Origin of the sequence: Dyadobacter chenhuakuii, from assembly GCF_023821985.2 — a bacterium.
Taxonomy (GTDB): Bacteria; Bacteroidota; Bacteroidia; order Cytophagales; family Spirosomataceae; genus Dyadobacter; species Dyadobacter chenhuakuii.
The window spans coordinates 1,371,598-1,396,688 of record NZ_CP098805.1; the positions used below are offsets into that span (position 1 = coordinate 1,371,598).

A 25,091-nucleotide genomic window follows, 5' to 3' on the forward strand; every position below is an offset into this window, starting at 1 on the left:
CTTCCGGTTTTATAAAAAATCAAAATCATTGATCATGAAAAAATTAATATATATCCTGCTCATGACATCGGTTTCGGCCTGTCATACTCTCGACCTCAACCCGCTGTCGGAGGCGTCCACTGCTACATTCTATTCCAATCAGACCGAGCTGGAACTGGCTGTGAATGACTTGTACAGAATCACATTCTGGGGCAATGATAATGAACTTTTCAGCGATAACGAATGGCACCGCGCCCAGCTGACCAACGCCGTGATCGGCGGAACGATGAACGCTGATGACGTGCCCGTGCAAACTTACTGGCTCAACAGCTACAAAGCCATTGCCCGCGCCAATTCGTTTCTCGCCAACAAAGACAAAGCAGCTGCCAGCACGCCTGCAGCTATCCTTTTAAGACTGGAAGCAGAAATGCGGCTGATCCGGGCCTATCAGTATGCACGCCTGATCACGCATTTCGGGGACGTTCCGCTGATGACCGAGCCTGTAACATTGGATGAATCTTACGGCATTGCTCGCACAAGCCAGGAGGAAGTGCTGGCATTTGTTTTCGCAGAGCTCGATTTTGCCGTCGCGAATTTGCCGGTAACGTATGGAGCTGCCGAAGTGAAACGGCTGACAAAAGGCCCAGCATTGGCTGTTAAGGCGCGCACAGCTTTGCATTTGGGTAAATGGCAGATCGCGAAAGAAGCTTCCGAAGCGGTGATGAAATTGGCCACTTATTCATTGCACGATTCCTATTCTCAGCTTTTTGTAAAAGCAGGCGAAAGCAGTAAGGAGCTGATCATCAGCATTCCCAGAGATGAAAAACAGCAGGTTTTTGGCAATACAGCTTATGTTCAGGACAACATTTCGCGCAACGCGGGCGGCTATGGCGCACAATTACCGACGCGTGATTTGATGGACGCCTATGAATGTGTGGACGGAAAGCTGATTGACGAATCGCCGCTCTACGACCCTAAAATGCCCTTCAAAAACCGGGACCCGAGATTGAATGCGACCATCGTAGAGTTTAACACGCAATGGCTGGGTTATAACTACACGCCGCATCCCGACTCACTGACGATTTTTAGTGTGAAAGAAAACAAAAAAGTCCCAAACAAGGACACACGCGCAGTGGCTGCATTTGCAAGTTTTACGGGTTTTCTTTGGAAAAAAGGCATTGATCAAACCTGGCCGGAGCGGCTCGTTGAAGACAATGATGCCATCATAATCCGCTATGCAGAAATGCTGCTGAGCTACGCGGAAGCGAAAATTGAACTGGGCGAAATTGACGAAACGGTCGTGAATGCGATCAACCAGGTGCGGGCGCGGGCCTATGGCGTTACGGTGGACAAAACAACCGCTTACCCGGCTATTAAGCTCTCCAATGCCGCCGCTTTACGGCAGATACTCCGCCGCGAGCGCCGCGTGGAGTTTCCCCGGGAAGGCTTACGCTACATGGATCTGATCCGGTGGAAGTTGGCAGAAAAAGTGCTTGTCAAACCTGTGATAGGCCTGCCTGATCCGGCTGCACAGAACCGTGCAAAATGGCCGTTTCCAGGAGTGACGCCGATTGATGCGGATGGCATTGCGGATTATAGCGGCTTTGGAACAGATGTAAAAGTCATTGCCCAACGCAATTTTGATAAAACAAGACAATATTTCTGGCCGATTCCTGCCGTTGAGCGCCGCGTAAATCCGGGAATTACCCAAAATACAGGTTACTAATCATACCATTTTATATCTAATAATCAGAAACTTGGTGTAATCACACTCGTTTTAAACCATTTTATTTTAATGAAAAAATTTAACCATTGCTTTGCAGCATTGCTGGCATTGCTTAGCCTTTCCGTTATTGCTCAGCCTAAGACCAAACCTAAACCCTCATTCAGCGGCATCTATCCGCATCTTGCCATGTATAACAACGAGGGCGAGTGTGGAACGGGTGCCGTTGTGGGCTGGGCCGGAAAGCTCTGGGCGATCACGTATGCGCCGCATTTGCCCTTTGGCTCTTCGGATAAGCTGTATGAAATCGGTACGGACCTGACGCAAACGGTCCGCCCGGAAAGCATCGGCGGAACGCCAGCCAACCGCATGATCCACCAGGAAAGTAACCAGCTTTTTATCGGTCCTTACGCCATAGACGGCAAGGGAAATGTGAAGACGATTTCGTACACAACAATGCCGGGCCGGCACACCGGCAATGCGCGCCATCTGACCGATCCTGCCAACAAAATTTACTTTGGCACCATGGAAGAAGGTTTTTATGAAGTAGACGTCAAAACATTGGCCGTGAAGACTTTGTATGAAGATGGTAATGTCAAAAACAATAAAAGAACCACGGATAAGCAGACTTATCAGTACAATGGATTGCTTCCGGGAACACACGGCAAAGGTTACTATTCTGGTCAGGGTGTGACAGTTTATTCCAACAATGGTGAGCCCGGAAAGCTTGCAGAGAAGCAATTTGATATCGAGTCGGGTTCATTGTCGGAATGGGACGGTAAGGATTGGAAAGTGGTTCGCCGCAACCAATTTGTGGAAGTGACAGGGCCGGGCGGCATTCTGGGCAACAAAAATCCGGCAACGGATCCGATCTGGGCAACAGGCTGGGACCACAAATCGGTGCTGCTGGGCGTGCGGGATAATGGTAAGTGGACGTTTTTCCGGCTGCCCAAAGCAAGCCATAGCTACGACGGCGCCCACGGCTGGAACACAGAATGGCCGCGAATCCGAGATGTAGGAACAGAAACAAAACCGGATTATCTGATGACGATGCACGGCATGTTCTGGGAATTTCCAGGCCATTTTTCATCTAAAAATACGGCGGGGATCCGGCCGCGGACTTCATACCTGAAAGTGATTGGTGACTTTACGCGCTGGAAAGATCAGCTGGTTTTTGGTTGTGACGATTCGGCGCAGAGGGAATTTTTGAACAAAAGAAAAGCCAAAGGCAACATTGAGGGCCCGGGTCAATCCAATTCCAACTTGTGGTTCACTTCTCTGAACCAGCCGGATCAGCTAGGCCCGAATACAGCCGAGGGAGCCGTTTGGTTGAATGAGAAAATCGCGGCAAATGCTACTTCCGAGCCGTTTCTGTTCAGCGGATGGGCCAACCGTTCCGCCTGGATCCAGAACAATGGCGACGCTGAGGTGACTTTTACATTCGAAGTGGACAAAAATGGAAATGGACTTTGGACAAATCTTAAAACATTAAAAGTAGGGGCAAAAAAGGCTGCTAACATTCAATTTGCCGCGAATGACGGAGGAGAATGGATCAGGATCAAGGCGGACAAACCGACGAATGCATCGGCGCACTTTTCGTACATTGCCAATGACCCGCGTAAGACGGCTCCCGATGCGATTTTTGCAGGTTTGAGCGATGTCACGGCACCGGCCAGCTCAGGCGGGTTGCTATACGGCCTGGGCGATAACCGCCGTGCGCTGGGTGTTGCAGCAATGGATTATTCGGCAGGAAAACCAACATTATCAGGTTATTATGAGCTTGATGCGGACATGAATCTGGTACGAAAGGAAGATGCCAAAACGCTTTCTTTTATTCAAAATAAATTTGCTATCCCGCAAAAAGTGGTGACTGTTGACGAATCATCCGTCCTGGTTGTGGACGATAAAGGACGAAGATGGAGGTTGCCGCTTGGCGATAATGCTTTTACGGGCCTTACCAATGATGGCGCGCTACGCGTATGCCGCGAAGTGTCAACGGAGCGGGATCTTTTCAACTGCCATGGTACTTTTTATGAACTGCCGGCTGAGAATGCGGATGGTTATGCCAAAATCCGCCCGGTTTCATCTCATAATCTGCGTATTAACGATTATGCATCTTATCGCGGTTTGCTGGTAATGACCGGCGTGGACGCTAAAAATCTGAAAGGAAACAAGCACATTGTTGCTTCAAGTGATAACAAGGCGGCGGTTTGGGCAGGGGCGATCGATGATCTCTGGAAACTCGGCAAACCCACCGGGCATGGCGGTCCGTGGAAAGATGCTGCTGTGAAAGCAAATGCTGCATCGGATCCTTATCTGATTGGTTTTTATGACAAAAAATCATTGAAGCTTTCTCACAAAGCCAACAATGATGTCACGTTCACGATGGAAGTGGATCCGGTTGGAAACGGACCCTGGATGGAAGCCAGGCAGTTCACGGTGAAGGCAGGAGAAACATTCACATTTGATTTTCCAAAAGACTTCGGAGCCAGATGGGTCAGGTTCAAAACCGACAAAGACTGTGTGGCTACAACGTGGTTGGATTACAAATAAAAATGAAAGCGAGACTGTCCCACCGGCAGTCTCGCTTCTTATATCCGTTTAGTCAATCATTTTACCATTCACTTTTACATTGGTCAGCCTGAAATCCTGAACGACGGTTTTGTCATAAGCTCCATTTTTTGCGGAAATATTCAGGTTCTCGAATTTGAATCTGGACAACTTATCATAGTCGCCGGGGCTGACATCAAAAAAGACTTCGCATTTCAGATCAATGTTCTTCAGGCTGATATTGTCGCAGTAGGATAGGGGTACGTCTTTCCGTCCTTTCAAGTCAAAAAACTGCTTCCAGGGCTTAACATAGATCAGACTGTAAGCGTAACCTGTAATGTTCTCAACGCTCACAAACTCGTATTTTTGCGGTGTATCTGGCCTCATTTTAAGCCATAACACACGCATAGCGTTGGTAATGTGGCAGTTGCGCATCACAATGTTCTTATTATGAATGGCTTCGCTGCCACACGTGAGCGCCGCGTGGCAGAACCCAAATTCTGAGTCTTCTATAATCACATTTGTGTTCGCACCATTCCCCGCATCCTTGTCGGCATAAGGGCCTTTTCCACCTTTCAATGCGATAGCATCATCATTTACAGCCAGATAGCACCCCTTGATCAACACATTATTACAAACGTCGAGATCGATTGCATCCGTGCTGGGCGCCTTAATGGGCTCGTGAGGAGCCGTAATCCGAACATTCAAGATCTTGATGTTATTGCATTGATAATAGTGGCTCGTCCAGAAACCGGAATTTTGCAGCCGCACATCCTGAACCTGCACATCATTGCTTTTCCAGATAAAAACCAGCCTCGGGCGCGACACTTCCAGGTTTGTACAATTCGGATTTTCCTTTCGTCTTTGCCAGAATGCCTTCCAATAATTCAGCCCGTTTCCGTCGATAGTGCCCTTTCCTGAGATTGTAAAGCCATTCACGCCATACGCATTCACCAATGCCGGGAAATAATCCAGCGTTTGACCTTCCATCCGGGATGGCATCATCGGGTAATCCGCAATCTTATCTGAACCTTTCAACACCGCGCCTTCGGAAACATACAAATGTGTTTTTGGCTTAAAAAATAATGCACCGCTCAGAAACGTACCTTTTGGAACGATGATCACGCCGCCGCCTTGCTGATGCGCCAAATCAATTACTTTCTGGATAGCCGCCGTTTGTACTGCATTGCTATCCGCTGACACCCCGTGTTTTGTAATGACAAACTGTTTACCCAAATCCGAAAGCTCAATTTTGGAACTGTCTGAAAACCAATCCGGTATTTTGGTGCCATCGGGGAACGTAGTGGATTTTTTTGTTTGAGCAAATGAAATAAGAGCGCATAGGCATGTAAGGAGCAACAGACATAATTTTGGCATAACAAAGATTTCTGATTGATAATGTATCGCTTTCCGATGCAAAATGAGCATCGCGTCTTTCGTAATGTTGTAGAGAGGAAGCACCCGGCAGAATATACTGATAATGTACTTCCAGGGTTTTCAGACTGCGTCAATCACATTTGACTTTTACGCCCAAGGGGATCGATACTTTCATGCAAAGGGCATAACTTGGTGCTGAGATACAAACATATCAATAAAATATAATCACATGAGTACAAATGAAAATGCCGCAGCACCGGCAGTTCCGATTTCAAAAGCTTTGGTTTCCAACGGATTCCTGTTCATTTCCGGTCAGATCGGCTCGGCAGGCGGGCAGCTGGTGACAACATCTTTCCAGGACGAGGTCAGGCAGGTGTTTACGAATATAGAAACCATACTCAACGAGCACAATCTAACATTCAGCCACATCGTCAGCGTGACCGTATACCTGACCGATATGCGCTATTTCGACGAACTCAACGCCGTATATCAAACTTACTTCACCGACCGTTTCCCAACCCGCACTTGCATAGCCGTAGCAGGTTTGCCGAAACAAGCCAGGGTTGAGTTGACTACTATGGCTAGTTTGGAGTTGCGGTAGGGGTGAGATTAATAGGCACGCTGAAATGAATAAAAAAACGCCGCTCCGGTGACCCGGAACGGCGTTTTTCTTGCGCTGGTATTACGCGTGATAGCTTGGATCAAATTCCACGATCCATTCTATTCCATATTTGTCTCTGAACATGCCAGCGTAGGTTCCCCAGGGACTTTCGTCGATTGGTCCTTCGATAGTTCCGCCTGCTGACAGTCCGTTGAAAATTTGCTCTGCTTCTTCGCGGCTTTCTGCGCTGATGGATATTTTGGACCTGTTTTCACTTTCGCTTACCCGTCCCATAAACTCCGGCACGTCATTGGCGATCAATACATTGTGTTTTCCTATGGGTAGAACAATGGTCATTATTTTATTTGCCTCGTTTTCTGGTATAGGAAATTCATCGCTTGCCAGGTCTTTGAAACGGACGATCTTCGTGAAATCACCGCCAAAAACGGATTTGTAGAAATTAAATGCTTCTTCCGCATTTCCATTGAAGTTGATCCAGGGATTGATTGTTCTCATAATTTGGTTGAATTTTTAGTTGATTCTTGTGCTTACCAGCATTTGTTCTCGTACGGTTGGCAGAGAAGCTGTTTGCTATATTACTGCAATAAAGCAGATATAGGCATCACAAAGGTGAAACTAAGTCCTGGCCCCGACACTGTGCAAATGCGACAATATAGGGGGTAAATAACGCCAAACTTTGACAATGCTTGGCACCTCAGTTAAAGCTCGCCCTGAATTCCAGAGGGGAAAAGTTTGTCTTTGATTTAAATAACTTATTGAAAGACTGCGGATGCTCAAAACCGAGCTGGTAGGCGATTTCACCAACTGTCAGATCACTGAATGTCAACACCTCCTTTGCTTTTTCAATCAGCTTGTTGTGAATGTGCTGCTGCGTATTCTGGCCGGTCAGCGCGCGGAGCATGTCGCCCAGGTAGCGGGGCGAAACGTGTAGTTCGTCGGAAAGATACTGGACGCTCGGAAGCCCTTTTAGGAGGGCGGTTTCGTCGTCGAAATAATTATTCAGCAATTGATCCAGCTTTTCCAGCAATGCATTGTTGATCGGTTTGCGGGTAATGAACTGGCGTTTGTAAAACCGCTGACTGTAATTCAGCATCAGCTCCAACTGCGAAATCAGCACATCCTGGCTCAGGTCGTCGATCGCCGTTTCGAGCTCATCGCCGATGTTGCTGGCAATGCCTTCGATGATCAACTTTTCTTTGTCCGATAAATGCAGCGACTCGGTCACCGAGTAGGAGAAAAAGCCATAATGTTTCATTTTGGCGTCCAACGGATAGTTTCGAAGAAAATCAGGATGTACCAGCAATGTAAATCCCAGGGTTTCTTCGGCCACCTGAATGCCCGTCAGCGGCTGGCCCGGCGAGGAGAAAAACATGCCGCCTTCCTGAAAGTCGTAGGTTGTTTGCCCATAGCGCATCCGGCAGCCCGCCGATTCGTTGTAGGTGATATTATAGAAATCCATTGAAAAAGTTTCGGCCAGCATTTCGGCTGTGATCCGCACCTTATTGAAATCGAGCAAGCTGATCAGCGGGTGCAATGGTTGTGGCAGGCCGAATGCGCGCTGCATTTCAGAAATGGAGTGGTACACGCGCGGTTTGAGATGTTCCCTTTTCATAAGCCGGTAGTGATAAAAAGTCCCGCTTTCCGCTCGCGGAAATAGGGGAGAAATGCCTGCGTCACCCGCACTACACCAAAAAAATTGGTTTCCATCTGTTGAACCAGCTGCTCGTCGGTCATCGCTTCCAATGCGCCAAACAATCCATAACCTGCATTATTAAATACCACATCAATATCACCCAAAGCCAGCGCCTGCTGCGTGATTTCATGGATTTGTCGCGTGTTGGTCACATCGAGGGGCAACACGGTTACATTATTCAGCGCATGGAGTTCTGTTTCATTTTCAGGCTTGCGCATGGTCGCGATCACCTTCCAGCCTTTGGCCGCAAACAATTTGGCCGTAGCCCTTCCGATACCCGTTGAAGCACCGGTAATAAAAATCGTCTTTGTCATTTGTCTTGCTTGTTTTTTTCGAGAGACAAATTTCCGTGGCTTGCGGCTGGCGCTCGTAGTGGATGTGGAGATTGTTGTAGCCGAAATGGTCTTGCCAATAGATGGATTCATATACGGAATGCACCCTCAATTTGGATACAACATTTCCTGTTTCGGCTACAAGCGCTGTGTTACGATCACCGAATTTTGTTTTATAAAAATTCAAATGATATGCAGACAGAAAAAAAGAAAGTAGCACTGGTTACAGGAGCAAATACAGGCGTGGGATACCAGATCGCTAAATCACTTGCTGATGAAGGCTACACCGTTTACGTCGGTGCCAGAAACAAGGACAAAGGGGACGCTGCCGTTACCGGGATAGGCAAACAGTCAAAAGCGATTCAATTGGACATTACCGATTCCCAGTCCATCGACGCAGCAGTAAGGCAAATTCAAAGCGAAGCGGGATACCTGACGCTGCTGGTCAATAACGCAGCAATCTCAAATGCAGGAAAGCCGGGACGCACCATGGAAGAGGTCCTCGGAGCTCAGCGCGCCAGTATTGCGCCTATCGATGAAATGAAAAAGGTCTGGGAAACGAATGTGTTTGGTACACTTGCCGTGACACAAGCCTTTTTACCTCTATTAAGGAAAGCAGACTCAGCACGGATTGTCACAGTGTCGAGCGCACTGGGTTCCCTTACTTTGAATGCCAATCCGGCCAACCCCTTCCGCTCTGCGTTCGACGCCGCTTATGGCGCATCCAAAACTGCACTCAATGGTATATTCCTTTCACTGGCGATCGATTTAGAGAGTGCAAATATCAAAGTACACCTGGTAAGTCCGGGTTTTACGGCAACGGCTCTTAATAATTTCCAGGGAACCGATACGGTAGAGGAAGGGTCCAGGGAGCCAATAAGGGTAGCCCTGGCAGAGGACCTTCCCACAGGAAGCTTTACAGGACCGGCTGCCTATGCGGGAGCAGACAACATTGTTCCGTGGTGACAGTAAAAAGGTCAAAATCCCGTGGCTGGAAATAGTTACGGGATTTTGATATATTTATATAATGAAAAATAAGGAAGACAAATTGATTCGGTTCATAACCATATCGGAAACGCATGAGGCCTTCGGCTTGCCCAAACCCCAGCATCCGTTGATCAGCCTTGTCCATTTCAACGAGCGCAACCCCTTTAATACAAGCATGGCGCCGATCTACGACTTGCTTAGCTTCTATAAGATCACTTTCATCACCGATAACAACGGAAGGCTAAAGTATGGAAGGGACTATTATGATTACGATGAAGGAAGCATGCTGTTCCTGGCGCCTAACCAATTAGTGGGCAGCACGGATTATAATAGCAGGACCTACTGTTACATTCTGCTCATACACCCTGATTTTTTATTGGGCCACCCGTTGGCAAGTAAGATCAGGCAATATGGCTATTTCGCATATTCAGCTAATGAAGCACTTCATTTGTCCGACACCGAAAAGGAAAATATCCTTTCAATTTACAGGAATATGGAACAGGAGCTCAATAGCCGTGTAGATGAATTCAGTCAGGAGGTCATGATCGCACATATCGAACTGCTGCTGAGCTATGTTAACCGCTACTACAAGCGGCAGTTCATTACACGCAAAGTGGTCAACCATGATATACTGTCGAAAACAGAAGCCATACTGGATAATTATTTGAACACCCAGCAATCCTTGCATGACGGAGTTCCTACCGTTCAGTTTCTTTCCGAAAAACTGAACCTCTCGCCAGGTTACCTGAGCGATATGCTCCGTTCGCTGATCGGACAGAACGCGCAGCAGTACATCCATGAAAAATTAATCGAGAAAGCAAAAGAGCGGCTGACCACGACGCAGTTAAGCATGTCCGAAATTGCCTATGAGCTCGGTTTTGAGCATTCGCAAAGTTTCAGCAAGCTATTCAAAAACAAAACCAATCAATCTCCAATGGATTTCAGGGCTTCGTTTACGTGATAGCATTCGTTTAACAGCGTTAAAGTGAGAATAGTAGGCTTCCAGGTTATTTCCAGATTTAGAACTCGATCCTGGTGAGTAAAATTTGCAGATTTGTGAACTCACCGAATTACTCACCAAAAATGTCTGGGAAATTGAATATTTGGGGTAATCTCGAAAAGAAAAAGCCTGCAAATCTATTGATTAGCAGGCTTTATTATTTTTTCAAGTGATCCCGCTGGGATTCGAAGCCGATCGCGGCACCGCCAGGACCCATACATTAAAAGCGGCCGGCGTTCCGGTGTATTGCTCTTCCAACTGAGGTATGGAATTGCAATTAAACAAAAATAGCGCCCTTTCGAGGCGCCTTTGTGATCCCGCTGGGATCACATTTTTTCAAGTAACAAATTGTTAATCAAATACTTATATCCTGCTAAGTCTTGTACTCACCTTGTCACTCACCAGATTGCGGCGACTGGCTTACGATTAGCTCAAATATAGGAAAATTAATAAAAATCTCCCGCCAGCGACTTCGGAGCGTTTGGGCGGGCCAGATTCAATTGTATGACAATTGTACATCTGGCCGATTGCGGTTAAGAGGCAATCGTAAACGAAAATGAAAATGATTGGCTAGTGAACGAAATAGAAGAAAAATGATTTGTGATGTTTTTGGAAACAAGGCGGTTGTTGCTCGGGTGGCCAGATGAAATCGCCAAGGTTCAATTAATATTCCTATTGTTTTTTTAATAAATTGTACACCAGTAACATAGGTTGTTAGACATGAAGACAATGTCAATTTTCACAATTTTTTTTGGTTTTGTCTTCCCAGGTTATGGCCAGGATGGCTTTGTGAAGGGCTCTCCAAAATTAGCATATTGGAAACTGAGCGATAAACCTCAGATAATTATTGCTCTGCATGGTGGCCCAGCTGTCCGGCACGATTATCTACGTCCCGAATTTGATCTTCTTACTAAATATACTTCGATTGTGTACTATGACCAGCGTGGTTGTGGACTTAGCGAGCAAGACAGCACATACATATGGGAGGAACACGTGAAGGATTTAAGAAGAGTAATAAAAACCTTCTCGAAAAAAAACAAGGTTTTCCTTGTCGGTTCTTCATGGGGAAGTATGTTAGCTATGATTTATGCCTACAAGCATCCAGAAGATGTGAAAGGCATTATTCTTACTGGTACAGTTAAATGGGAAGGATATAACAAACCGTATAGAAAAAGAACCTATTCAAGACGTGTTCTATCTCACAAGCAAATTTTGAAAGAAACTGGGATCTTAATTCGCCAAAATGTTGACAAGTCACTTAGCGAGGAGACTATTTCTATTTATAAAGAAACTGAAATGTACATGGAGGCACCTGCCTTGGAAACCAGACGAAGCTTTATCTCGGCACCGGTGATAGACAGTCTTAGTAAGATTCTTCTTCCTGTTCTTATTTTCAATGGTAGCAGGACGTGTCAGATTGATTGCGCGGACGAGTACATGAATGTTTTCCCAAATGCCAGATTACATACTATCAAAGGAGCCTGCCACGATCCCTGGATGAGCGATCCAAATCTTTTTGCCGAAATTTGCAACCGCTTTATTTTTAAATACAAATAGTCAGAAACAAATGCTCGTTTTCACCTTCTCTCTCGCGATCCCCTCTCACAAACAGGAGGGGTCGTGAGAGAGAAGGTGCAGCGCTAACCTTCCGTACCAGATCTCTTGGAAAGCCGCCCTTTCAAAGCCTGCATATCTTCGCTAACCTTCGTGTCCAGGATCTTTGCATAAATCTGGGTCGTACGAATGTTCTTATGTCCTAGCATTTTAGAAACGCTTTCAATTGGAACCCCGTTTTGCAGCGTAACGGTAGTCGCGAACGTATGCCTGGCTACGTGTGAAGTAAGAATCTTATTGATGCCGCAGATCACAGCGATCTCTTTCAGATAGTCATTCATCTTCTGATTACTCGGCACAGGCAGCACTAGCCCGCGCGATTCACAATACGGATGATCTTTGTACCTGTCAAGAATTTGAAGCGCCTCCGGCAGCAACGGAATATGCGATTTAACATTCGTTTTTGTTCGCTGGCAGAAAATCCATTGCTCACCATCAATTCCTCTTACTATCTGACCTTTTTCGAGTTTCTGAACATCCGAATAAGCCAGGCCGGTGAAACAACAAAAGAGAAAAGTGTCTCGAACCTGAGTGAGCCGATCGCTCGCGAATTCCTTAGTGGCCATTAAATCTAGCTCGGCTCTGGTCAGGATCGCCTTATCGACTTTCTTGTACTTGCCTTTGAAGTTCAAATACGGATCAAGATTCATCCAGCGGTTGCCCAGGCAGATATTGACAATCTTGCGGAACATTTTCATGTGCTTAACCACGGCATTGTTTCCCATCTTGCGAACCGAGCGTAGGTAGAATTCATAGTCGGCGATGAAGGCCAAATCGATGCGGCTAATGTCAAAGTCGCTTATGTTGAAGTGACTTTTTAAGAATGCCATTGTATGGCGTTCGAGCACTTTATAGCGGTTGAATGTGCCTATCGCATATTCTTGACCGACCAACGCCTTCATTCGCTCGTTATGGTCAGCGATCACTGTCATCAGTAACCGCTGCTTAGGACCCACGCCAAGAAATTTGTTTTTGATTGTCTCCGCGGTTATCAAAGCATCGTCACGAACCAGGGCGGCGTGGGCATCTAACAATTGCTGTTCGAGATTACCGAGATAGGCATTAACAGACTTCACGGCCTCTTTTGCGCCAGTCACTCTGCCAGCAACCGCATTCCAGCGGCTGGGCTCACATTCTCGTCCGGTGGTAAATTCCACCCTTTTACTTTCAACCGTAATCCGCAAGTAAATTGGTACAGGCCCTTTTTGATAATTCTTCGGCTTCTTCAAATAGAAAAGCAGACTGATCTTTGTTTTCATACCCTTTTCAGGTTAAAAGTTGAACAAAAGTAGTCTTGCAAGCCTAATCAGCACAAGATGTTTACGAGGTAAACATCTTCACAAACAATAAGTTACAGTGATTCTGGTGAGTAAAACTTGCAGATTGTTGAACTCACCGAATTACTCACCAAAAATTTGTAAGAAATTGAATATTTTGGTATATCCGGAAAAGAAAAAAGCCCGCTAATCTATTGATTTGCAGGCTTTTGATGCTTTTTGTTATTTCTTCAAGTGATCCCGCTGGGATTCGAACCCAGGACCCATACATTAAAAGTGTATTGCTCTACCAGCTGAGCTACGGAATCCTATTAGTGATTTTAACTGTTCACTTTCAGCTTTTTGCTTTCCTTGTAGAAGGGCCCAGGACCCATACATTAAAAGCGGACGCCGCGCGGCAAATGTTGCCCAGTGTATTGCTCTACCAGCTGAGCTACGGAATCCTATTTCTTTTGCTCTGATCGGCTGAGCTTGCAACTTTCTTTATTAATTGGATTTGCACGGGGCGTTTCCGTAATTGCGATGCAAAAGTAGAATTCAAAAAAGTATAATGCAAGCCCTGAGTAAGAAATACCTGTTAATTTGGATTTTTTTGGGAACTGTCATAGCCCCTGAAACAGCCTTTTCAGCCAATAAAAAAGAGCTAAAAACGGCTGATTCTCTGTTTGCTATGGCAAGATACCCCGAGTCACTTGTACTCTATAAAAAAAATTTTAGCGAAGACGAAAAAAACAACCAAAGCCTGCTTCTCAAACTGGCTTTTCTGGCCGAAAAGACAAATAACTACACCGATTGCCTTTTTTATCTAAGCAAACTCGCCCTCACAAACCCGTCGCGGCGCCTTTTTGAAAAAATGGATAAGCTGGCGGCTGAACAGAATCTAACCGGCTATGAATTCGACGATTACAACTATTTTATAATTTTTTATAGAAGATATGGTGATTACATTCCAATATTGCTTCTAACTTTGGGGACGTACATAGTGGTAATAATGGTTACAAAAGTTCGGAGAGGCGAGCCGATAATGCAAATACACAAGGTGTCAATTGTCGTGTATCTGCTTGTGTTACTGGGTATTCTCAACGTGCCGTCGCTTTACCGGACTTGCATTATCATTAACGAAAATACGTTCCTGAGAGATGAGCCGTCATCGGCGGCCCCGGTTATCGATCGGGTAGGAAAGGGGCATAAGCTGACAATTGTGGGCTCTGTGGACCACTGGAACCGGGTTATATGGAACAACCGGATCGTGTATATACGTAAAAGTGACCTTTGGAATATTTGAGTGCAGTGCGGGTATCATTTTTGTAACGAGATAAGTTTATATATATTTAGGACAAATTTTTTTTTAAATTAACGATGTATGAAAAAGCCAATGAAACGTTTTTTACTATTGATCGCAGGAGTTGTAATGTTAGGGTTTGTGTCGTCTTGCAAAGAGGAAGGTCCTCACAAAGATGACATTGTGAAGTTCTCCGCAGTTATAAATAGTAGTGCTACTGTTCCAAAAGCTACTTCCGCTGGACAAGGCACAGGTGTTTTTGAATACAACAAAGCCACCATGGAGTTGAAATACAACATTAATTATCAGAACGTTACACCGACCTCTGTAAACATCCACACAGCAAGCCCATCATGGGAGGCAGGTCCGTTGGTGTTCACATTGGCTGATAAGCCTACAGGCAGCCAGGTTCAGGGAACACAGAAGCTGAATACTGAGCAACAAACACAATTGATCCTGGGAATGATGTATGTTAACATCCCGAGCGTAAACAACATTTACGGTGAAATTCGCGGACAGATCCTTGCTGATAAAATCGAAGAATAAGATCTTTTAGGAGTTTTTAACCTTATAAAAAAGGCTTGCAGCGAACCTGCAAGCCTTTTTTCGTGCCGTAATCCGAACATTAGTTCTTCTTTTTCTTCTTCTTGGCCGTTTCGTACGCTTCAACTTCTTTCATAAGCGATTTCAGATCGTCGGTTGTGTCGGCGGTGAAGTCGATGGTTTGGGAATAATCCGTGGCGCTGATGTTCAGGACATCGATGGGTTTGTCGAGATAGGTTTGAATTTCTTCAAGCATCGGTTTTTCCTCAGGGCTGCAAAATGACACGGCGCGGCCCTTTTGCGTTCCGCGTCCTGTGCGGCCTACCCGGTGCACATAGTTTTCGGCCTGTTCAGGAAGATCGTAATTCACCACATAATCAACATTGGCAATGTCTATTCCCCTGGCGCTGACGTCGGTGGCGATCAGCACTTTGGTATTGCCTTTCTTGAATTCGTTCAATGCTGTAAGCCGGTCGGCTTGTTCCTTATCGCCGTGAATGGTTAAGCTCTTGATCTCCATTCTTTCCAGCGCATTGAAAACCCTTTCGGCACGCACTTTTGTGCGAACAAAAACGAGGATTTTGCTATCCGGATTTTCTTTGATGACGCGTTCCAGGAAAAATCGCTTGTCATCCATTTCGACAAAAGCAACCGAATGGGTAATGTTCTTAGCAACCCGGTCATTAGGGGAAATCTGGATGCGTATGGCATTCTTTACAAGCGAATAGGCGAGTTTCTTGATCTTCTCATTGATCGTGGCCGAGAAAAAGAGCGTTTGCCTGCTCTTAGGAAGAAATTTGATCAGATCCTGAATGTCTTTAATAAAACCCAGGTCGAGCATATGATCGGCTTCGTCGAGGATCAGGATCTCGATGCGGTCGAGCTTAATGTGGCCCTGACTTACCAGATCGAACATTCTCCCGGGTGTGGAAACGAGCACATCAATGCCTTTTTCCAATTGTGCGATTTGCGGACCTTGTTCTACGCCGCCAAAAACGCTGAATGCCTTAACCCTCGTATGCTGCGCCAGTTTCGCAAAAACTTCGGTGATCTGGATCGCAAGTTCCCGAGTGGGGACCATCACTACGCATTTGATCCCTTCTGAGCGGCTGGAAACTTTTTGTTTGTGTAATTTATCAATGACCGGAATCGCAAAGGCGGCGGTTTTACCCGTTCCCGTTTGCGCAATGGCCAATACATCCTCGCCCTTCATAATCGCCGGAATAGCCTTGAACTGAATGTCTGTGGGCTTTTTAAACCCGGCTGTATCGAGGCTGCGCTTGATCTCGGAGGCAATGTGGTAATCTTCGAATTTCATAAAATAAGGATTGTAAGGCGGCTTTTCTGGTTCGCCGCCTTCTAAAAACTGCCCAAAGATACGCTGTTATCCAAGACCGCACGATTAATTGTTGAAGGCTTCGGCAATCAGTTCTTTTTGGCGCTCGTTCAGGTTTTCGGGAATTTTTATATCAAATGTTACATAAAGGTCCCCGAAACTGTCCGCTTTTTTGTAAACAGGAAAACCTTTTCCTTTTAATCTGACGACACTTCCATTCTGCGTTTCGGGCTTAACGGGAAGCTTTACTTTTCCGCTTAGGGTTTCGATGATCAGTTCACCGCCCAGCAATGCAGTTTTAAGGTCGAGCTCCACTTTCTGATGAATGTCGTCGCCGGTCCTTCGGAGCTTATCGTCGGCAGCAATGTTGAATGTGATGAAAAGATCTCCATTCTGGCCGCCGCTGGCACCCGGACCGCCGTGGCCTGCGATCTTGATCGTCTGGCCGTTTTGAATGCCTGCGGGAACGGTAATGCGGATGTTTTTGCCGTTAACCGTGATCGTCTTCTTTTGCGTATGATATGCTTCCTGTAATGTCAGGTGCAGCTCGGCCTGGTAATCCTGGCCGCGCAAAGTGCGCTGCCTGCCGCCGCCAAAGCCGCTTGAAGAACCGAACATGGATTCAAAAAAATCCGAAAAATCATTGCCGCCTGTCTGCCACTGGCCTTGCTGGCGTGACGAATGGGCCCGGGACTGGCGCGCCCTTTCAAACTCATCACTATGCTGCCAGTCTTTACCATACTGGTCGTATTTTTTTCTTTTTTCAGGATCGCTGAGCACTTCGTTGGCTTCATTTAGCTCCTGGAACTTCTTTTCAGCTTCTTTATCGTCCGGATTTACATCGGGATGATATTTCCGGGCCAGTTTGCGGTAAGCGTTCTTTATGTCCTTGTCCTGCGCGTTTTTATCTACGCCAAGGATCTGGTAATAATCTACGAATGGCATAATTAAAAAAGTTTAGATCGATTCAGGTTTGTTATTCATATCAAAAAAATTGCGCTCACGTCATTTGCGTTCGAGCATTTTCAAATACAGGTCTTCTACTTTTTTCCTTGCCCACGGCGTTTTCCTTAAAAACTTCAAACTGGATTTAACACTCGGCTCAAACTGAAAGCTATTAATATTAATGTGATAACCCATTTGTTCCCAGCCATAATATTCAACCAGTTCGTTCAAAATTGCTTCCAGGGTCTTTCCGTGAAGCGGGTTATTGGGTTGTATTTCCATGTTTTGTAATAGAATGTTGCCTTCGTTTTAAAGTAGATTTATCCAATTAAATAATTATTATGCTTAACGATTAGTTCAAAGCTGAATCGCGATAATTTCAAACAAAAATCCTGCTTATGGATCAGATAAAATGGGGCATTATCGGGTGTGGTAATGTTACCGAAGTCAAAAGCGGCCCGGCTTTTAACAAAGTTGCCAATTCCAGCCTTGTCGCTGTTATGCGGCGCGATGCCGAAAAAGCAGCCGACTATGCGTCCCGGCACAATGTTCCCAAATGGTATGCGGATGCCGACGAGCTCATTAACGACCCCGAAATCAACGCGATATACATTGCCACGCCACCGGATGCGCACGAAGAACTGGCGATAAAGGCTATGAAGGTAGGTAAGCCTGTCTACATTGAAAAGCCGATGGCGTTAAATGGCGCTGAATGCGACCGGATCAATGCATTCAGTAAAGAAAGCGGCGTGCCTGTTTTTGTGGCATTTTACAGGCGTTCGCTTGATTATTTTTTAAAGGTTAAAGAGTTGATTGACAGCAAGATAATCGGTGATGTAAGATTTGTCAGCATTTGCCTGCAATGGCAGCCTTATGAGGAAGAAGTCGGTGCCGACCGGAAACCGCGCTGGCGTGTTGACCCAAAAATATCGGGTGGCGGGCATTTTCATGACCTTGCTTCGCACCAGTTTGATTTCCTGGGATTTGTGTTTGGACCGGTTAAGTATGCTTCCGGGATTGCGCGCAACCAGGCGGGTTTATATGAAGCGGATGACATCGTCGTCGCCAATTATGAGTTTGAATCCGGTGTGCTGGGCCATGGAAGCTGGTGCTATACCATCAACAAGGAACAGCGCGAGGATCAGGCACAAATCATTGGTTCCGCAGGCAGGATCACCTTTTCGTTTTTTGAAAAATTTGACATTATAGTCGAAACAGAATCCGGAACGGAGGTCATTAACATTCCGTATCCGCCGCACGTCCAACAGCCTTTGATTGATTCGATTGTGAAAACCTTACGAGGCGAAGGGACTTGCCCCAGCACAGGAGAAACAGGAGCAAGGGCGAACCATATCATGGATTGGATTACGAAAAAGTAATTTTTTTATAGTTTTACAGTTATTCAATCATCATAACCTCAAAAATTCAATAGTCATGGCAAAGGGTAAAAATCTCGACAAGGGAAGCACGAAAAAAGAGCCTGAGAAGAACCTGAAAGAAAAGCGCGCAGAGAAAAAAGCGAAAAAAGACGGCAAAAAAGACTACTAAAAAACCACTTAGCGACAATGTCGCACTAAGCAAAGCCAAAGCCAATGTCAGACTGAGCGGAGCCGAAGTACGCTCAGTCTGACATTGGCTTTGGCTTAATAAACTTCCCGGTTCGTCTTGTATTTGGCGAGCCTTTTTTTGGACCGGACGATTTTTGAATGAATCTTATTTTTCTCGTCCGGTGTCACAATGTCATCAGCCTGAGCCTTTTCTATTGCTGCCAGGATTACATCCTGTTCGCGCTGTAATTTGGAATATTCAAGCTCGGTTAATTTCTTATTTTTATAGGCTGCCTTAATTTCCGAATCGAGTTTTTTCAGTTCGGCTTTGAAATTCTGGGCTTGTGCCTGGTGCATGCCGACGAAAAAAGCGAAGATTGCTATTGCGAAAAACCTCATGATTAGTGGTCGTTAGTAGGAATGTTGCGTTTAAATAACATCGTGAATATAAGGGTTAAGGGACTTAATTTAAAAATTGAAATGTGTGAATGGTGGCTTTTTGAGCAAGTTTCAGGTTGGGTAACCGTAGATTCGAGGCCAATTTTGTATAACAAATTATTAATCCCATGAACCAGGAAAATTATAATTACGACAAAATTGCCAAAGCCATCGAGTTCATCGTCGCCAACGCAAAAGAACAGCCTTCATTATTCGAAGTGGCTGAGGAAGTGAGCATTAGTCAATTTCATTTTCAGCGTGTTTTCACAGAATGGGCAGGTGTGAGCCCTAAAAAATTCCTTCAATTCATCACTGCATCATATCTTAAAGAAAAGATCCGGGAAACATCCAACCTCGTTGAGCTCGCGGAACAAGCCGGTCTTTCCAGCCAGAGCCGGGTTTACGACCATTTCATCAGCATTGAAGCGGTGACTCCACAGGAATTCAAAACTTCGGGCAAGGGGCTGGCCATTCGTTACGGCATTCACCCTACACCGTTTGGCGATTGTTTTATCGCAGTAACGGACCGCGGAATCTGCGCAATGGCGTTCGTAGATGAGGCTAGCCGCGAAGCGGAACTGATCGCATTGGCCAAAAAGTGGCACTATGCCAACATTCAGCATGACCAGGATTCTACAAAAAGTTTTATTGACCGTATCTTCCAACCGGCAACGGGGTCGCTGGAAAAGCTGCCCGTGCTGATTCAGGGGACCAACTTTCAGCTTAAAGTCTGGGAAGCTTTATTGAGCATTCCCAAAGGCGCGGTGACCACGTACCAACAGATCGCCCAAAGTATCGGCCATCCGGCAGCAGTGAGGGCGGTAGGAACCGCAGTCGGCGACAACCCGATCGCTTACCTGATTCCCTGCCATCGCGTGATCCGCAAGGAGGGAATGCTGGGAGAATACCGTTGGGGCAGCCTTCGCAAGAAGGCATTGATCGGGTGGGAGGCGGCGCGCTCAGCATAACGGATCATCGTTGACGCCAAATTTCCCAGGAAAATGGCCTGCTGAGGAATAATTTGCACAGCAATTATTGTAAGTGGAATAGCATAATTGTGATTTGCCAATGTTGTAAGGCATTGTCTGCTAAGCATTCACGCTTATTCGCAATGAGATTTTTCTGATATGGACTGATATTCGTAATGTCCTTCGCATTAACAATCAGTAATCTATATCAGTTATGAAAAAGCAATTATTTCGTTCGTTGGCTGTGGCGGCATTTTTCCTGACCATCAGCTCTGTTAGTTATGCCCAGTTCTCACTTGGACTGCAAGGCGGACTTGCCAAATCCAATGTGGAAGACTCCAAAACCGTTGCTGGTGGTGGGGTGAACCTTCGTGTTTTTACTTCGCCCAACTTTGCGTTTGGTGTTGCAGGTAAAATTTACGCAGATGGAAGCGATTATACGGTGGCAGGGCAAACGCTCAGCTCAACGGGCCGGTTGATGCCGGTAACCGGAACGATTGACTACTTTTTTACAGAAGGCGTGATCAGGCCATATGTTGGCGGTGATGCCGGTATTTACTTCTCAAAATACGACGCCAAGTTCAACGGAAATACAATCGTTGAATCTTCAAAACACAGCAACTTCGGTGCCGCGCCGCGCGCAGGTTTGATTTTTGCTTTCGGCAACGTCGGTATTCAGGTTGAAGGAATTTACCATTTCGTTTTTGGTAATAAAAACCACGGATCAACAACGGGATCGGCTAATAACATTGATTTCGAATCGACTTCCAATTTCGGTGGGGTTAATGTGGGTGTGATCTTCGGATTGGGTGGACAGTAATTTCCTAATCAATCGAATAAGTTGCAAAACGCGCTCACTGAGCGCGTTTTTTTGTTACTGATTAAATCTGCGGCTAACTTGCCGGCCTATGCCAGTCCCGTCATCACCGATCATCACGCAATCTTTCAGCGAACAAGTCTGCAAATGGCTGAATAAAATGCATTTGCGGTATGAGATAAATCTGGAAACAGCATTTGCGACACATATTGAGATCAGGAATGACAACGGGCGGTTGCTAAGCCTTGTGCTCGTTAATCTCGAAGATTGGCAAAAAAGCGGCTCCCCCGACAATTGGCAGCTTGAATTTTGTGACTTGATAAATAGGCGGAAAACCGGTGAAAAGAGTGTTCTGATCTGGGAGGATTACTGGCTTACAGAGCCGCAGGTTGTGAAATCCCGGATAAGCGCAATGTTGGGAATTTCTCAGAAAATTGCCGCCCGGCTCACGCAGGTCCGAAGAATTGACCAGGAAACGGCTTCTCATTTTTTAGAAAAAAATCACCTGAATGCTTCGGTTAGCGCTAAGACCAGATTTGGCTTATTCCTGCCCAAACGTTACTTCCGGATTTTAAAAAGCGATTTTGAATGTGATCGAGAATCAGAGGAATTGCTTGTAGCGGTTGCAACATTCAGTGCGCCGCGTGTTTTTGCCCGAGAAGATGGTCCGTTCAGGTCTTTTGAGCTGTTGCGGTTTGCAAGCTTGCTGGGGACAAATATTTCGGGTGGATTGGACAAGCTGCTTATGGCTTTTGTCAGGGAAAAAAATCCGGATGACATCATGACCTATGCCGACCGGGAATGGTCGGAAGGGGCTGGTTATGAGAAGATTGGATTTGAAAGAATTTCTGAAACGCAGCCAATGCAATTTTATTTATCATCCGAAGATATGACGAGGACTGCAAAGTCAAGTCTGGGCGCCATTGCGATCTGTAATGCTGGCAGCATTAAGTTTGTTAAGACTTATAAATTGCCCGATTAAATGTCTGAAAACCAAACCGCCGTTCCGCTGCTCGTGATATTGGGGCCAACTGCTTCCGGCAAAACACATTTGTCCGTGAAAGTTGCCGCTATGTTGCGTGGTGAAGTAATCAGCGCGGATTCCAGGCAGGTTTACAAGGATATGGACATAGGAACCGGAAAGGATCTTGCTGAATATCAGCTGAATGGTGAAGAAATCCCCTATCATTTGATCGACATTATGGATGCTGGCGAGCAGTATAATGTCAATGCGTTTCAAAAGGATTTTGAAACGGCATATGAAACGGTTCTTTCCAACGGCCATGTGCCAATCCTATGCGGCGGAACTGGTTTTTACATACTGTCGTTGCTCAAAGGTCATGCATATGCCTCCATTCCGGTGAATGAGGCACTCCGGACAGAATTGGAAGCATTGCCGAAAGAACTGCTACTAGCACGATTTGAGCATTATAAAACTGCTTATCAGCAACTTGCGGACACTTCGACCAGAAAGCGATTGATCCGGGCCATTGAAATATCCGAGTTTCTGACGCATAACCATGCTGAGAAAGCATTTACAGAGAAGCCTGCTTATGGTTACATTGTTTTTGGTTTAAATCCTCCGGTGGAAATCAGGCGGGATCGAATCTCTAAAAGATTGCGGACGAGGTTGGAGCATGGTTTGATTGAAGAGGTTAAGGCATTGCTGGAACGAGGCTTAACAGCAGAGCAGCTGATCTATTATGGATTGGAATACAAATGGATCACATTATATCTGACCGGCGAACTGCAATACGAGGAAATGGTGGTGCGCCTGGAAACGGAGATCCACCGTTTTGCAAAGCGACAGATGACTTTTTTCAGGAAGATGGAAAAAGACGGCATTAATATCCACTGGCTTGATAGTGAACGCAGTGCGGACGAGCAGGCAGCAACCGTAGCTTCGCTTTATCAGCAATATTCAGCATTGAAATAAGAGTAGTTTACCCTAAAAGACGTCATATAAAATGAATAAGAAAGTGAGCAGCCTTTTGCTGCTGTTGGTCCTGAGCGTAACCGATGCCTACTTGCTTGCACATCCCAACCTGATCGGAAAGCTCGGTGTGATGGTTTATAAGCACGTTTACATCCGGAATTTTCCGAGGGCTTTGCTGACGGTTCTGCTCGTTGTGGGCATTTCGCTGGCTCTTTGTGAATTGATAAGAAGGTTTGCAGACCGGAAGCCGGCTACCATTTATTACAGCTGGTTATTGGGCATTGCGGTGTTTTGGTTTGGTTACGTTTATCTCACGTTCTCAACCTTTTCCTATCGCATTACAGGCAAAGCATTTATCTATGGCGCTCACCTGCTGCCGGTTATTCTGGCCGGGTTGTTCGGGCGTTACCTGATCAAGCAGATACTGAGCAAGCCCAGGTATGTAGAGACGGATCCGACTCTGAAATGGACAAAGGATAAGGAAGCTTGACGGCTGCGAATTGCATTATTTTCGCCTATATATGTCTTCAATAGAATAATATCATATTTACTTTAAATTGTGAAATATTATTGCCCCAGTCCCGATTTTGCACAAATAAAACATGGATAATAATAGAAAGTACACAGTTTTTTAGGATATTGCGGCTTGTGTCGGATCAGGAAATGGTTACTCTTGCGTTCAATTAACACAAAATTAATTTGTTGGATAAGTAAATCAGGAGCACGGAAAATCTTTGGATTGAATTGACCCGATTTACCTATATCTTGTCATTAACCTTTTTAATTTTATTCCCATTAATATGTCCCAAATAGCTGAATTAACCCTTGAAGGTAAGAAGTACGAGTTCCCCATTATAGAAGGAAGTGAACAGGAGAAAGCGATAGATATTGCCAAATTACGTGACCAGACAGGGTATATTACAATTGATGCAGGTTATAAAAATACAGGTGCAACAAAAAGCGCTATAACGTTTCTGGATGGAGAAGAAGGGATACTAAATTACAGGGGTTATTCGATAGAGGATCTGGCTGAAAAGTCGTCATTTCTGGAGGTGGCTTACCTGCTTATTTACGGAGAGCTTCCTACGGCGAAGGAGTTTGAGGAATTCGAGCACGCGATCAGGACGCACACCCTCGTGAATGAGGATATGCGCAAGATATTTGAAGGATTTCCGGTAAATGCGCATCCTATGGGCGTACTTTCGTCGCTGGTGAGCGCGATGAGTGCTTTTTATCCTGAAACTTTTGATACCAATTCAGAAGAGATCACCCAGCTGCATATTATTCGTTTGCTGTCTAAATTGCCGACGATAGCAACCTGGTCTTACAAAAAATCGCAGGGTCATCCGGTGAATTATCCGCAGAATGACCTGGATTATTGTTCCAATTTCCTGAATATGATGTTTTCGCTGCCCGTAGCGAAATACAATGTGGATCCCGTTGTTTCGGCAGCGTTGAACAAATTGCTGATCCTGCACGCAGACCATGAGCAAAACTGCTCTACGTCGACGGTTAGGCTGGTTGGTTCTTCGCATGCGAACATTTATTCTTCTATATCTTCCGGTATCAGCGCACTTTGGGGCCCGCTTCACGGTGGTGCAAATCAGGAAGTAATTGAAATGCTGGAAGCCATTAAAAACGATGGCGGTGACGTGCAGAAATACATCAATATGGCCAAAGACAAATCGAGCGGCTTCCGTTTGTTTGGTTTTGGACACCGGGTTTACAAAAACTTCGACCCGCGCGCACGCATTATCAAGAAAGCAGCGGATGATGTTTTGAATAAATTGGGCATCAATGATCCGGTTCTGGAAATTGCTCAGAAACTGGAAAAAGCGGCTTTGGAGGATGAGTATTTCGTATCAAGAAAACTTTATCCAAACGTCGATTTCTATTCGGGTATCATTTATCGTGCATTGGGCATTCCTACGAATATGTTCACAGTAATGTTCGCTATCGGCCGTCTTCCGGGATGGATAGCGCAGTGGAAAGAAATGCGTGCGAACAAAGAGCCGATCGGCCGTCCGCGTCAGATCTACACAGGCGCTCCGAAAAGGGATTTTGTTCCGATGAACGAACGCTGATCAATTTAGAAATAACACTTTCAATATCAAGAGATTGCTTG

At 45.7% G+C, this 25,091-nt stretch carries 24 protein-coding genes and 1 tRNA gene; 15 read left to right on the top strand and 10 right to left on the bottom strand.

The window, feature by feature from the left end; genetic code table 11:
* Nucleotides 1–34 precede the first annotated feature (34 nt).
* Nucleotides 35–1,705, top strand: a complete 1,671-nt coding sequence (locus NFI80_RS05710) for a RagB/SusD family nutrient uptake outer membrane protein (RefSeq protein WP_235164584.1) — start codon at nucleotides 35–37, stop codon at nucleotides 1,703–1,705.
* A gap of 69 nt (nucleotides 1,706–1,774) precedes the next feature.
* Nucleotides 1,775–4,255 (top strand): hypothetical protein, encoded by a 2,481-nt coding sequence (locus NFI80_RS05715; protein ID WP_235164583.1) that lies wholly within the window; start codon nucleotides 1,775–1,777, stop codon nucleotides 4,253–4,255.
* A gap of 48 nt (nucleotides 4,256–4,303) precedes the next feature.
* Here NFI80_RS05715 and NFI80_RS05720 read toward each other — a convergent pair whose 3' ends face one another.
* The gene (locus NFI80_RS05720; protein ID WP_235164582.1) at nucleotides 4,304–5,629 is read right to left on the bottom strand and encodes a rhamnogalacturonidase; all 1,326 of its coding nucleotides are present in this window, start codon (nucleotides 5,627–5,629) and stop codon (nucleotides 4,304–4,306) included.
* Between the two features lie 229 nt (nucleotides 5,630–5,858).
* On the opposite strand from NFI80_RS05720, the gene NFI80_RS05725 reads away from it, so the two are divergent.
* The gene (locus tag NFI80_RS05725) at nucleotides 5,859–6,230 is read left to right on the top strand and encodes a RidA family protein (RefSeq protein WP_235164581.1); all 372 of its coding nucleotides are present in this window, start codon (nucleotides 5,859–5,861) and stop codon (nucleotides 6,228–6,230) included.
* An 81-nt stretch (nucleotides 6,231–6,311) separates the two neighbouring features.
* Here NFI80_RS05725 and NFI80_RS05730 read toward each other — a convergent pair whose 3' ends face one another.
* The 3 genes from NFI80_RS05730 to NFI80_RS05740 form a co-directional block, all read right to left on the bottom strand.
* Nucleotides 6,312–6,746, bottom strand: a complete 435-nt coding sequence (locus NFI80_RS05730; protein WP_235161947.1) for a VOC family protein — start codon at nucleotides 6,744–6,746, stop codon at nucleotides 6,312–6,314.
* Nucleotides 6,747–6,945: 199 nt separating this feature from the next.
* Complete coding sequence (locus tag NFI80_RS05735) at nucleotides 6,946–7,863, bottom strand: helix-turn-helix domain-containing protein (RefSeq protein WP_235164580.1); 918 nt, start codon at nucleotides 7,861–7,863, stop codon at nucleotides 6,946–6,948.
* Nucleotides 7,860–8,258 (bottom strand): SDR family NAD(P)-dependent oxidoreductase, encoded by a 399-nt coding sequence (locus NFI80_RS05740; RefSeq protein ID WP_235164579.1) that lies wholly within the window; start codon nucleotides 8,256–8,258, stop codon nucleotides 7,860–7,862. Before NFI80_RS05740 ends, NFI80_RS05735 begins: the two co-directional genes overlap by 4 nt.
* A 210-nt stretch (nucleotides 8,259–8,468) precedes the next feature.
* On the opposite strand from NFI80_RS05740, the gene NFI80_RS05745 reads away from it, so the two are divergent.
* The 3 genes from NFI80_RS05745 to NFI80_RS05755 all read left to right on the top strand — a co-directional run bounded on the left by NFI80_RS05745 (nucleotide 8,469) and on the right by NFI80_RS05755 (nucleotide 11,820).
* Nucleotides 8,469–9,242, top strand: a complete 774-nt coding sequence (locus NFI80_RS05745; RefSeq protein WP_235164578.1) for an SDR family NAD(P)-dependent oxidoreductase — start codon at nucleotides 8,469–8,471, stop codon at nucleotides 9,240–9,242.
* A gap of 61 nt (nucleotides 9,243–9,303) precedes the next feature.
* The gene (locus NFI80_RS05750) at nucleotides 9,304–10,224 is read left to right on the top strand and encodes a helix-turn-helix domain-containing protein (protein ID WP_235164577.1); all 921 of its coding nucleotides are present in this window, start codon (nucleotides 9,304–9,306) and stop codon (nucleotides 10,222–10,224) included.
* Between the two features lie 768 nt (nucleotides 10,225–10,992).
* The gene (locus tag NFI80_RS05755; RefSeq protein ID WP_235164576.1) at nucleotides 10,993–11,820 is read left to right on the top strand and encodes an alpha/beta fold hydrolase; all 828 of its coding nucleotides are present in this window, start codon (nucleotides 10,993–10,995) and stop codon (nucleotides 11,818–11,820) included.
* Between the two features lie 83 nt (nucleotides 11,821–11,903).
* Here the strand turns inward: NFI80_RS05755 and NFI80_RS05760 are convergent, their stop codons facing one another.
* Together NFI80_RS05760 and NFI80_RS05765 are read right to left on the bottom strand one after the other, a co-directional pair.
* Complete coding sequence (locus tag NFI80_RS05760; protein ID WP_235164575.1) at nucleotides 11,904–13,136, bottom strand: site-specific integrase; 1,233 nt, start codon at nucleotides 13,134–13,136, stop codon at nucleotides 11,904–11,906.
* Between the two features lie 253 nt (nucleotides 13,137–13,389).
* Nucleotides 13,390–13,462: transfer RNA gene (locus NFI80_RS05765), tRNA-Lys, on the bottom strand.
* A gap of 362 nt (nucleotides 13,463–13,824) precedes the next feature.
* Here NFI80_RS05765 and NFI80_RS05770 point away from each other — a divergent pair.
* Complete coding sequence (locus NFI80_RS05770) at nucleotides 13,825–14,439, top strand: SH3 domain-containing protein (RefSeq protein ID WP_235158511.1); 615 nt, start codon at nucleotides 13,825–13,827, stop codon at nucleotides 14,437–14,439.
* Between the two features lie 78 nt (nucleotides 14,440–14,517).
* Nucleotides 14,518–14,982, top strand: a complete 465-nt coding sequence (locus NFI80_RS05775) for a CHRD domain-containing protein (RefSeq protein ID WP_233798196.1) — start codon at nucleotides 14,518–14,520, stop codon at nucleotides 14,980–14,982.
* Between the two features lie 79 nt (nucleotides 14,983–15,061).
* On the opposite strand, the gene NFI80_RS05780 is transcribed toward NFI80_RS05775, so the two are convergent.
* The 3 genes from NFI80_RS05780 to NFI80_RS05790 all read right to left on the bottom strand — a co-directional run bounded on the left by NFI80_RS05780 (nucleotide 15,062) and on the right by NFI80_RS05790 (nucleotide 17,542).
* Entirely contained in the window at nucleotides 15,062–16,297 is a 1,236-nt protein-coding gene (locus NFI80_RS05780) for a DEAD/DEAH box helicase (RefSeq protein WP_233798197.1), read from the bottom strand.
* An 84-nt stretch (nucleotides 16,298–16,381) separates the two neighbouring features.
* Entirely contained in the window at nucleotides 16,382–17,260 is an 879-nt protein-coding gene (locus NFI80_RS05785; protein ID WP_235158512.1) for a DnaJ C-terminal domain-containing protein, read from the bottom strand.
* Between the two features lie 60 nt (nucleotides 17,261–17,320).
* Nucleotides 17,321–17,542 carry a VF530 family protein gene (locus NFI80_RS05790; RefSeq protein WP_026633021.1) on the bottom strand — a complete coding sequence of 74 codons (222 nt, stop codon included), beginning with the start codon at nucleotides 17,540–17,542 and terminating at the stop codon, nucleotides 17,321–17,323.
* A 116-nt stretch (nucleotides 17,543–17,658) separates the two neighbouring features.
* Here NFI80_RS05790 and NFI80_RS05795 point away from each other — a divergent pair, with 116 nt between their 5' ends.
* Nucleotides 17,659–18,639 (top strand): Gfo/Idh/MocA family protein, encoded by a 981-nt coding sequence (locus tag NFI80_RS05795; protein ID WP_235164574.1) that lies wholly within the window; start codon nucleotides 17,659–17,661, stop codon nucleotides 18,637–18,639.
* A gap of 264 nt (nucleotides 18,640–18,903) precedes the next feature.
* Here NFI80_RS05795 and NFI80_RS05800 read toward each other — a convergent pair whose 3' ends face one another.
* Nucleotides 18,904–19,206, bottom strand: coding sequence for a hypothetical protein (locus tag NFI80_RS05800; protein WP_235158514.1), 303 nt, complete (start codon nucleotides 19,204–19,206; stop codon nucleotides 18,904–18,906).
* A 167-nt stretch (nucleotides 19,207–19,373) separates the two neighbouring features.
* Here NFI80_RS05800 and NFI80_RS05805 point away from each other — a divergent pair, with 167 nt between their 5' ends.
* The 6 genes from NFI80_RS05805 to NFI80_RS05830 all read left to right on the top strand — a co-directional run bounded on the left by NFI80_RS05805 (nucleotide 19,374) and on the right by NFI80_RS05830 (nucleotide 25,050).
* Nucleotides 19,374–20,213 carry a methylated-DNA--[protein]-cysteine S-methyltransferase gene (locus NFI80_RS05805; RefSeq protein ID WP_235164573.1) on the top strand — a complete coding sequence of 280 codons (840 nt, stop codon included), beginning with the start codon at nucleotides 19,374–19,376 and terminating at the stop codon, nucleotides 20,211–20,213.
* Nucleotides 20,214–20,427: 214 nt separating this feature from the next.
* Nucleotides 20,428–21,033 carry a hypothetical protein gene (locus NFI80_RS05810; RefSeq protein ID WP_233798202.1) on the top strand — a complete coding sequence of 202 codons (606 nt, stop codon included), beginning with the start codon at nucleotides 20,428–20,430 and terminating at the stop codon, nucleotides 21,031–21,033.
* An 88-nt stretch (nucleotides 21,034–21,121) separates the two neighbouring features.
* A complete protein-coding gene (locus NFI80_RS05815; RefSeq protein WP_235164572.1) occupies nucleotides 21,122–22,012 on the top strand; it encodes a hypothetical protein in 891 nt (296 codons plus the stop codon).
* Entirely contained in the window at nucleotides 22,013–22,966 is a 954-nt protein-coding gene (miaA, locus tag NFI80_RS05820) for a tRNA (adenosine(37)-N6)-dimethylallyltransferase MiaA (protein ID WP_235164571.1), read from the top strand.
* A 31-nt stretch (nucleotides 22,967–22,997) separates the two neighbouring features.
* Complete coding sequence (locus NFI80_RS05825) at nucleotides 22,998–23,456, top strand: hypothetical protein (protein WP_235164570.1); 459 nt, start codon at nucleotides 22,998–23,000, stop codon at nucleotides 23,454–23,456.
* A gap of 310 nt (nucleotides 23,457–23,766) precedes the next feature.
* Nucleotides 23,767–25,050, top strand: a complete 1,284-nt coding sequence (locus tag NFI80_RS05830) for a citrate synthase (protein WP_235164569.1) — start codon at nucleotides 23,767–23,769, stop codon at nucleotides 25,048–25,050.
* The last annotated feature ends 41 nt before the right edge of the window (nucleotides 25,051–25,091 follow it).

What these genes read in the sequence shown, in the direction of transcription:
- NFI80_RS05710 (WP_235164584.1), top strand. Translation starts at nt 35, where the DNA reads ATGAAAAAATTAATATATATCCTGCTCATGACATCGGTTTCGGCCTGT.
- NFI80_RS05715 (WP_235164583.1), top strand. Translation starts at nt 1,775, where the DNA reads ATGAAAAAATTTAACCATTGCTTTGCAGCATTGCTGGCATTGCTTAGC.
- NFI80_RS05720 (WP_235164582.1), bottom strand. Translation starts at nt 5,629, where the DNA reads ATGCCAAAATTATGTCTGTTGCTCCTTACATGCCTATGCGCTCTTATT.
- NFI80_RS05725 (WP_235164581.1), top strand. Translation starts at nt 5,859, where the DNA reads ATGAGTACAAATGAAAATGCCGCAGCACCGGCAGTTCCGATTTCAAAA.
- NFI80_RS05730 (WP_235161947.1), bottom strand. Translation starts at nt 6,746, where the DNA reads ATGAGAACAATCAATCCCTGGATCAACTTCAATGGAAATGCGGAAGAA.
- NFI80_RS05735 (WP_235164580.1), bottom strand. Translation starts at nt 7,863, where the DNA reads ATGAAAAGGGAACATCTCAAACCGCGCGTGTACCACTCCATTTCTGAA.
- NFI80_RS05740 (WP_235164579.1), bottom strand. Translation starts at nt 8,258, where the DNA reads ATGACAAAGACGATTTTTATTACCGGTGCTTCAACGGGTATCGGAAGG.
- NFI80_RS05745 (WP_235164578.1), top strand. Translation starts at nt 8,469, where the DNA reads ATGCAGACAGAAAAAAAGAAAGTAGCACTGGTTACAGGAGCAAATACA.
- NFI80_RS05750 (WP_235164577.1), top strand. Translation starts at nt 9,304, where the DNA reads ATGAAAAATAAGGAAGACAAATTGATTCGGTTCATAACCATATCGGAA.
- NFI80_RS05755 (WP_235164576.1), top strand. Translation starts at nt 10,993, where the DNA reads ATGTCAATTTTCACAATTTTTTTTGGTTTTGTCTTCCCAGGTTATGGC.
- NFI80_RS05760 (WP_235164575.1), bottom strand. Translation starts at nt 13,136, where the DNA reads ATGAAAACAAAGATCAGTCTGCTTTTCTATTTGAAGAAGCCGAAGAAT.
- NFI80_RS05770 (WP_235158511.1), top strand. Translation starts at nt 13,825, where the DNA reads ATGGCAAGATACCCCGAGTCACTTGTACTCTATAAAAAAAATTTTAGC.
- NFI80_RS05775 (WP_233798196.1), top strand. Translation starts at nt 14,518, where the DNA reads ATGAAAAAGCCAATGAAACGTTTTTTACTATTGATCGCAGGAGTTGTA.
- NFI80_RS05780 (WP_233798197.1), bottom strand. Translation starts at nt 16,297, where the DNA reads ATGAAATTCGAAGATTACCACATTGCCTCCGAGATCAAGCGCAGCCTC.
- NFI80_RS05785 (WP_235158512.1), bottom strand. Translation starts at nt 17,260, where the DNA reads ATGCCATTCGTAGATTATTACCAGATCCTTGGCGTAGATAAAAACGCG.
- NFI80_RS05790 (WP_026633021.1), bottom strand. Translation starts at nt 17,542, where the DNA reads ATGGAAATACAACCCAATAACCCGCTTCACGGAAAGACCCTGGAAGCA.
- NFI80_RS05795 (WP_235164574.1), top strand. Translation starts at nt 17,659, where the DNA reads ATGGATCAGATAAAATGGGGCATTATCGGGTGTGGTAATGTTACCGAA.
- NFI80_RS05800 (WP_235158514.1), bottom strand. Translation starts at nt 19,206, where the DNA reads ATGAGGTTTTTCGCAATAGCAATCTTCGCTTTTTTCGTCGGCATGCAC.
- NFI80_RS05805 (WP_235164573.1), top strand. Translation starts at nt 19,374, where the DNA reads ATGAACCAGGAAAATTATAATTACGACAAAATTGCCAAAGCCATCGAG.
- NFI80_RS05810 (WP_233798202.1), top strand. Translation starts at nt 20,428, where the DNA reads ATGAAAAAGCAATTATTTCGTTCGTTGGCTGTGGCGGCATTTTTCCTG.
- NFI80_RS05815 (WP_235164572.1), top strand. Translation starts at nt 21,122, where the DNA reads ATGCCAGTCCCGTCATCACCGATCATCACGCAATCTTTCAGCGAACAA.
- miaA (WP_235164571.1), top strand. Translation starts at nt 22,013, where the DNA reads ATGTCTGAAAACCAAACCGCCGTTCCGCTGCTCGTGATATTGGGGCCA.
- NFI80_RS05825 (WP_235164570.1), top strand. Translation starts at nt 22,998, where the DNA reads ATGAATAAGAAAGTGAGCAGCCTTTTGCTGCTGTTGGTCCTGAGCGTA.
- NFI80_RS05830 (WP_235164569.1), top strand. Translation starts at nt 23,767, where the DNA reads ATGTCCCAAATAGCTGAATTAACCCTTGAAGGTAAGAAGTACGAGTTC.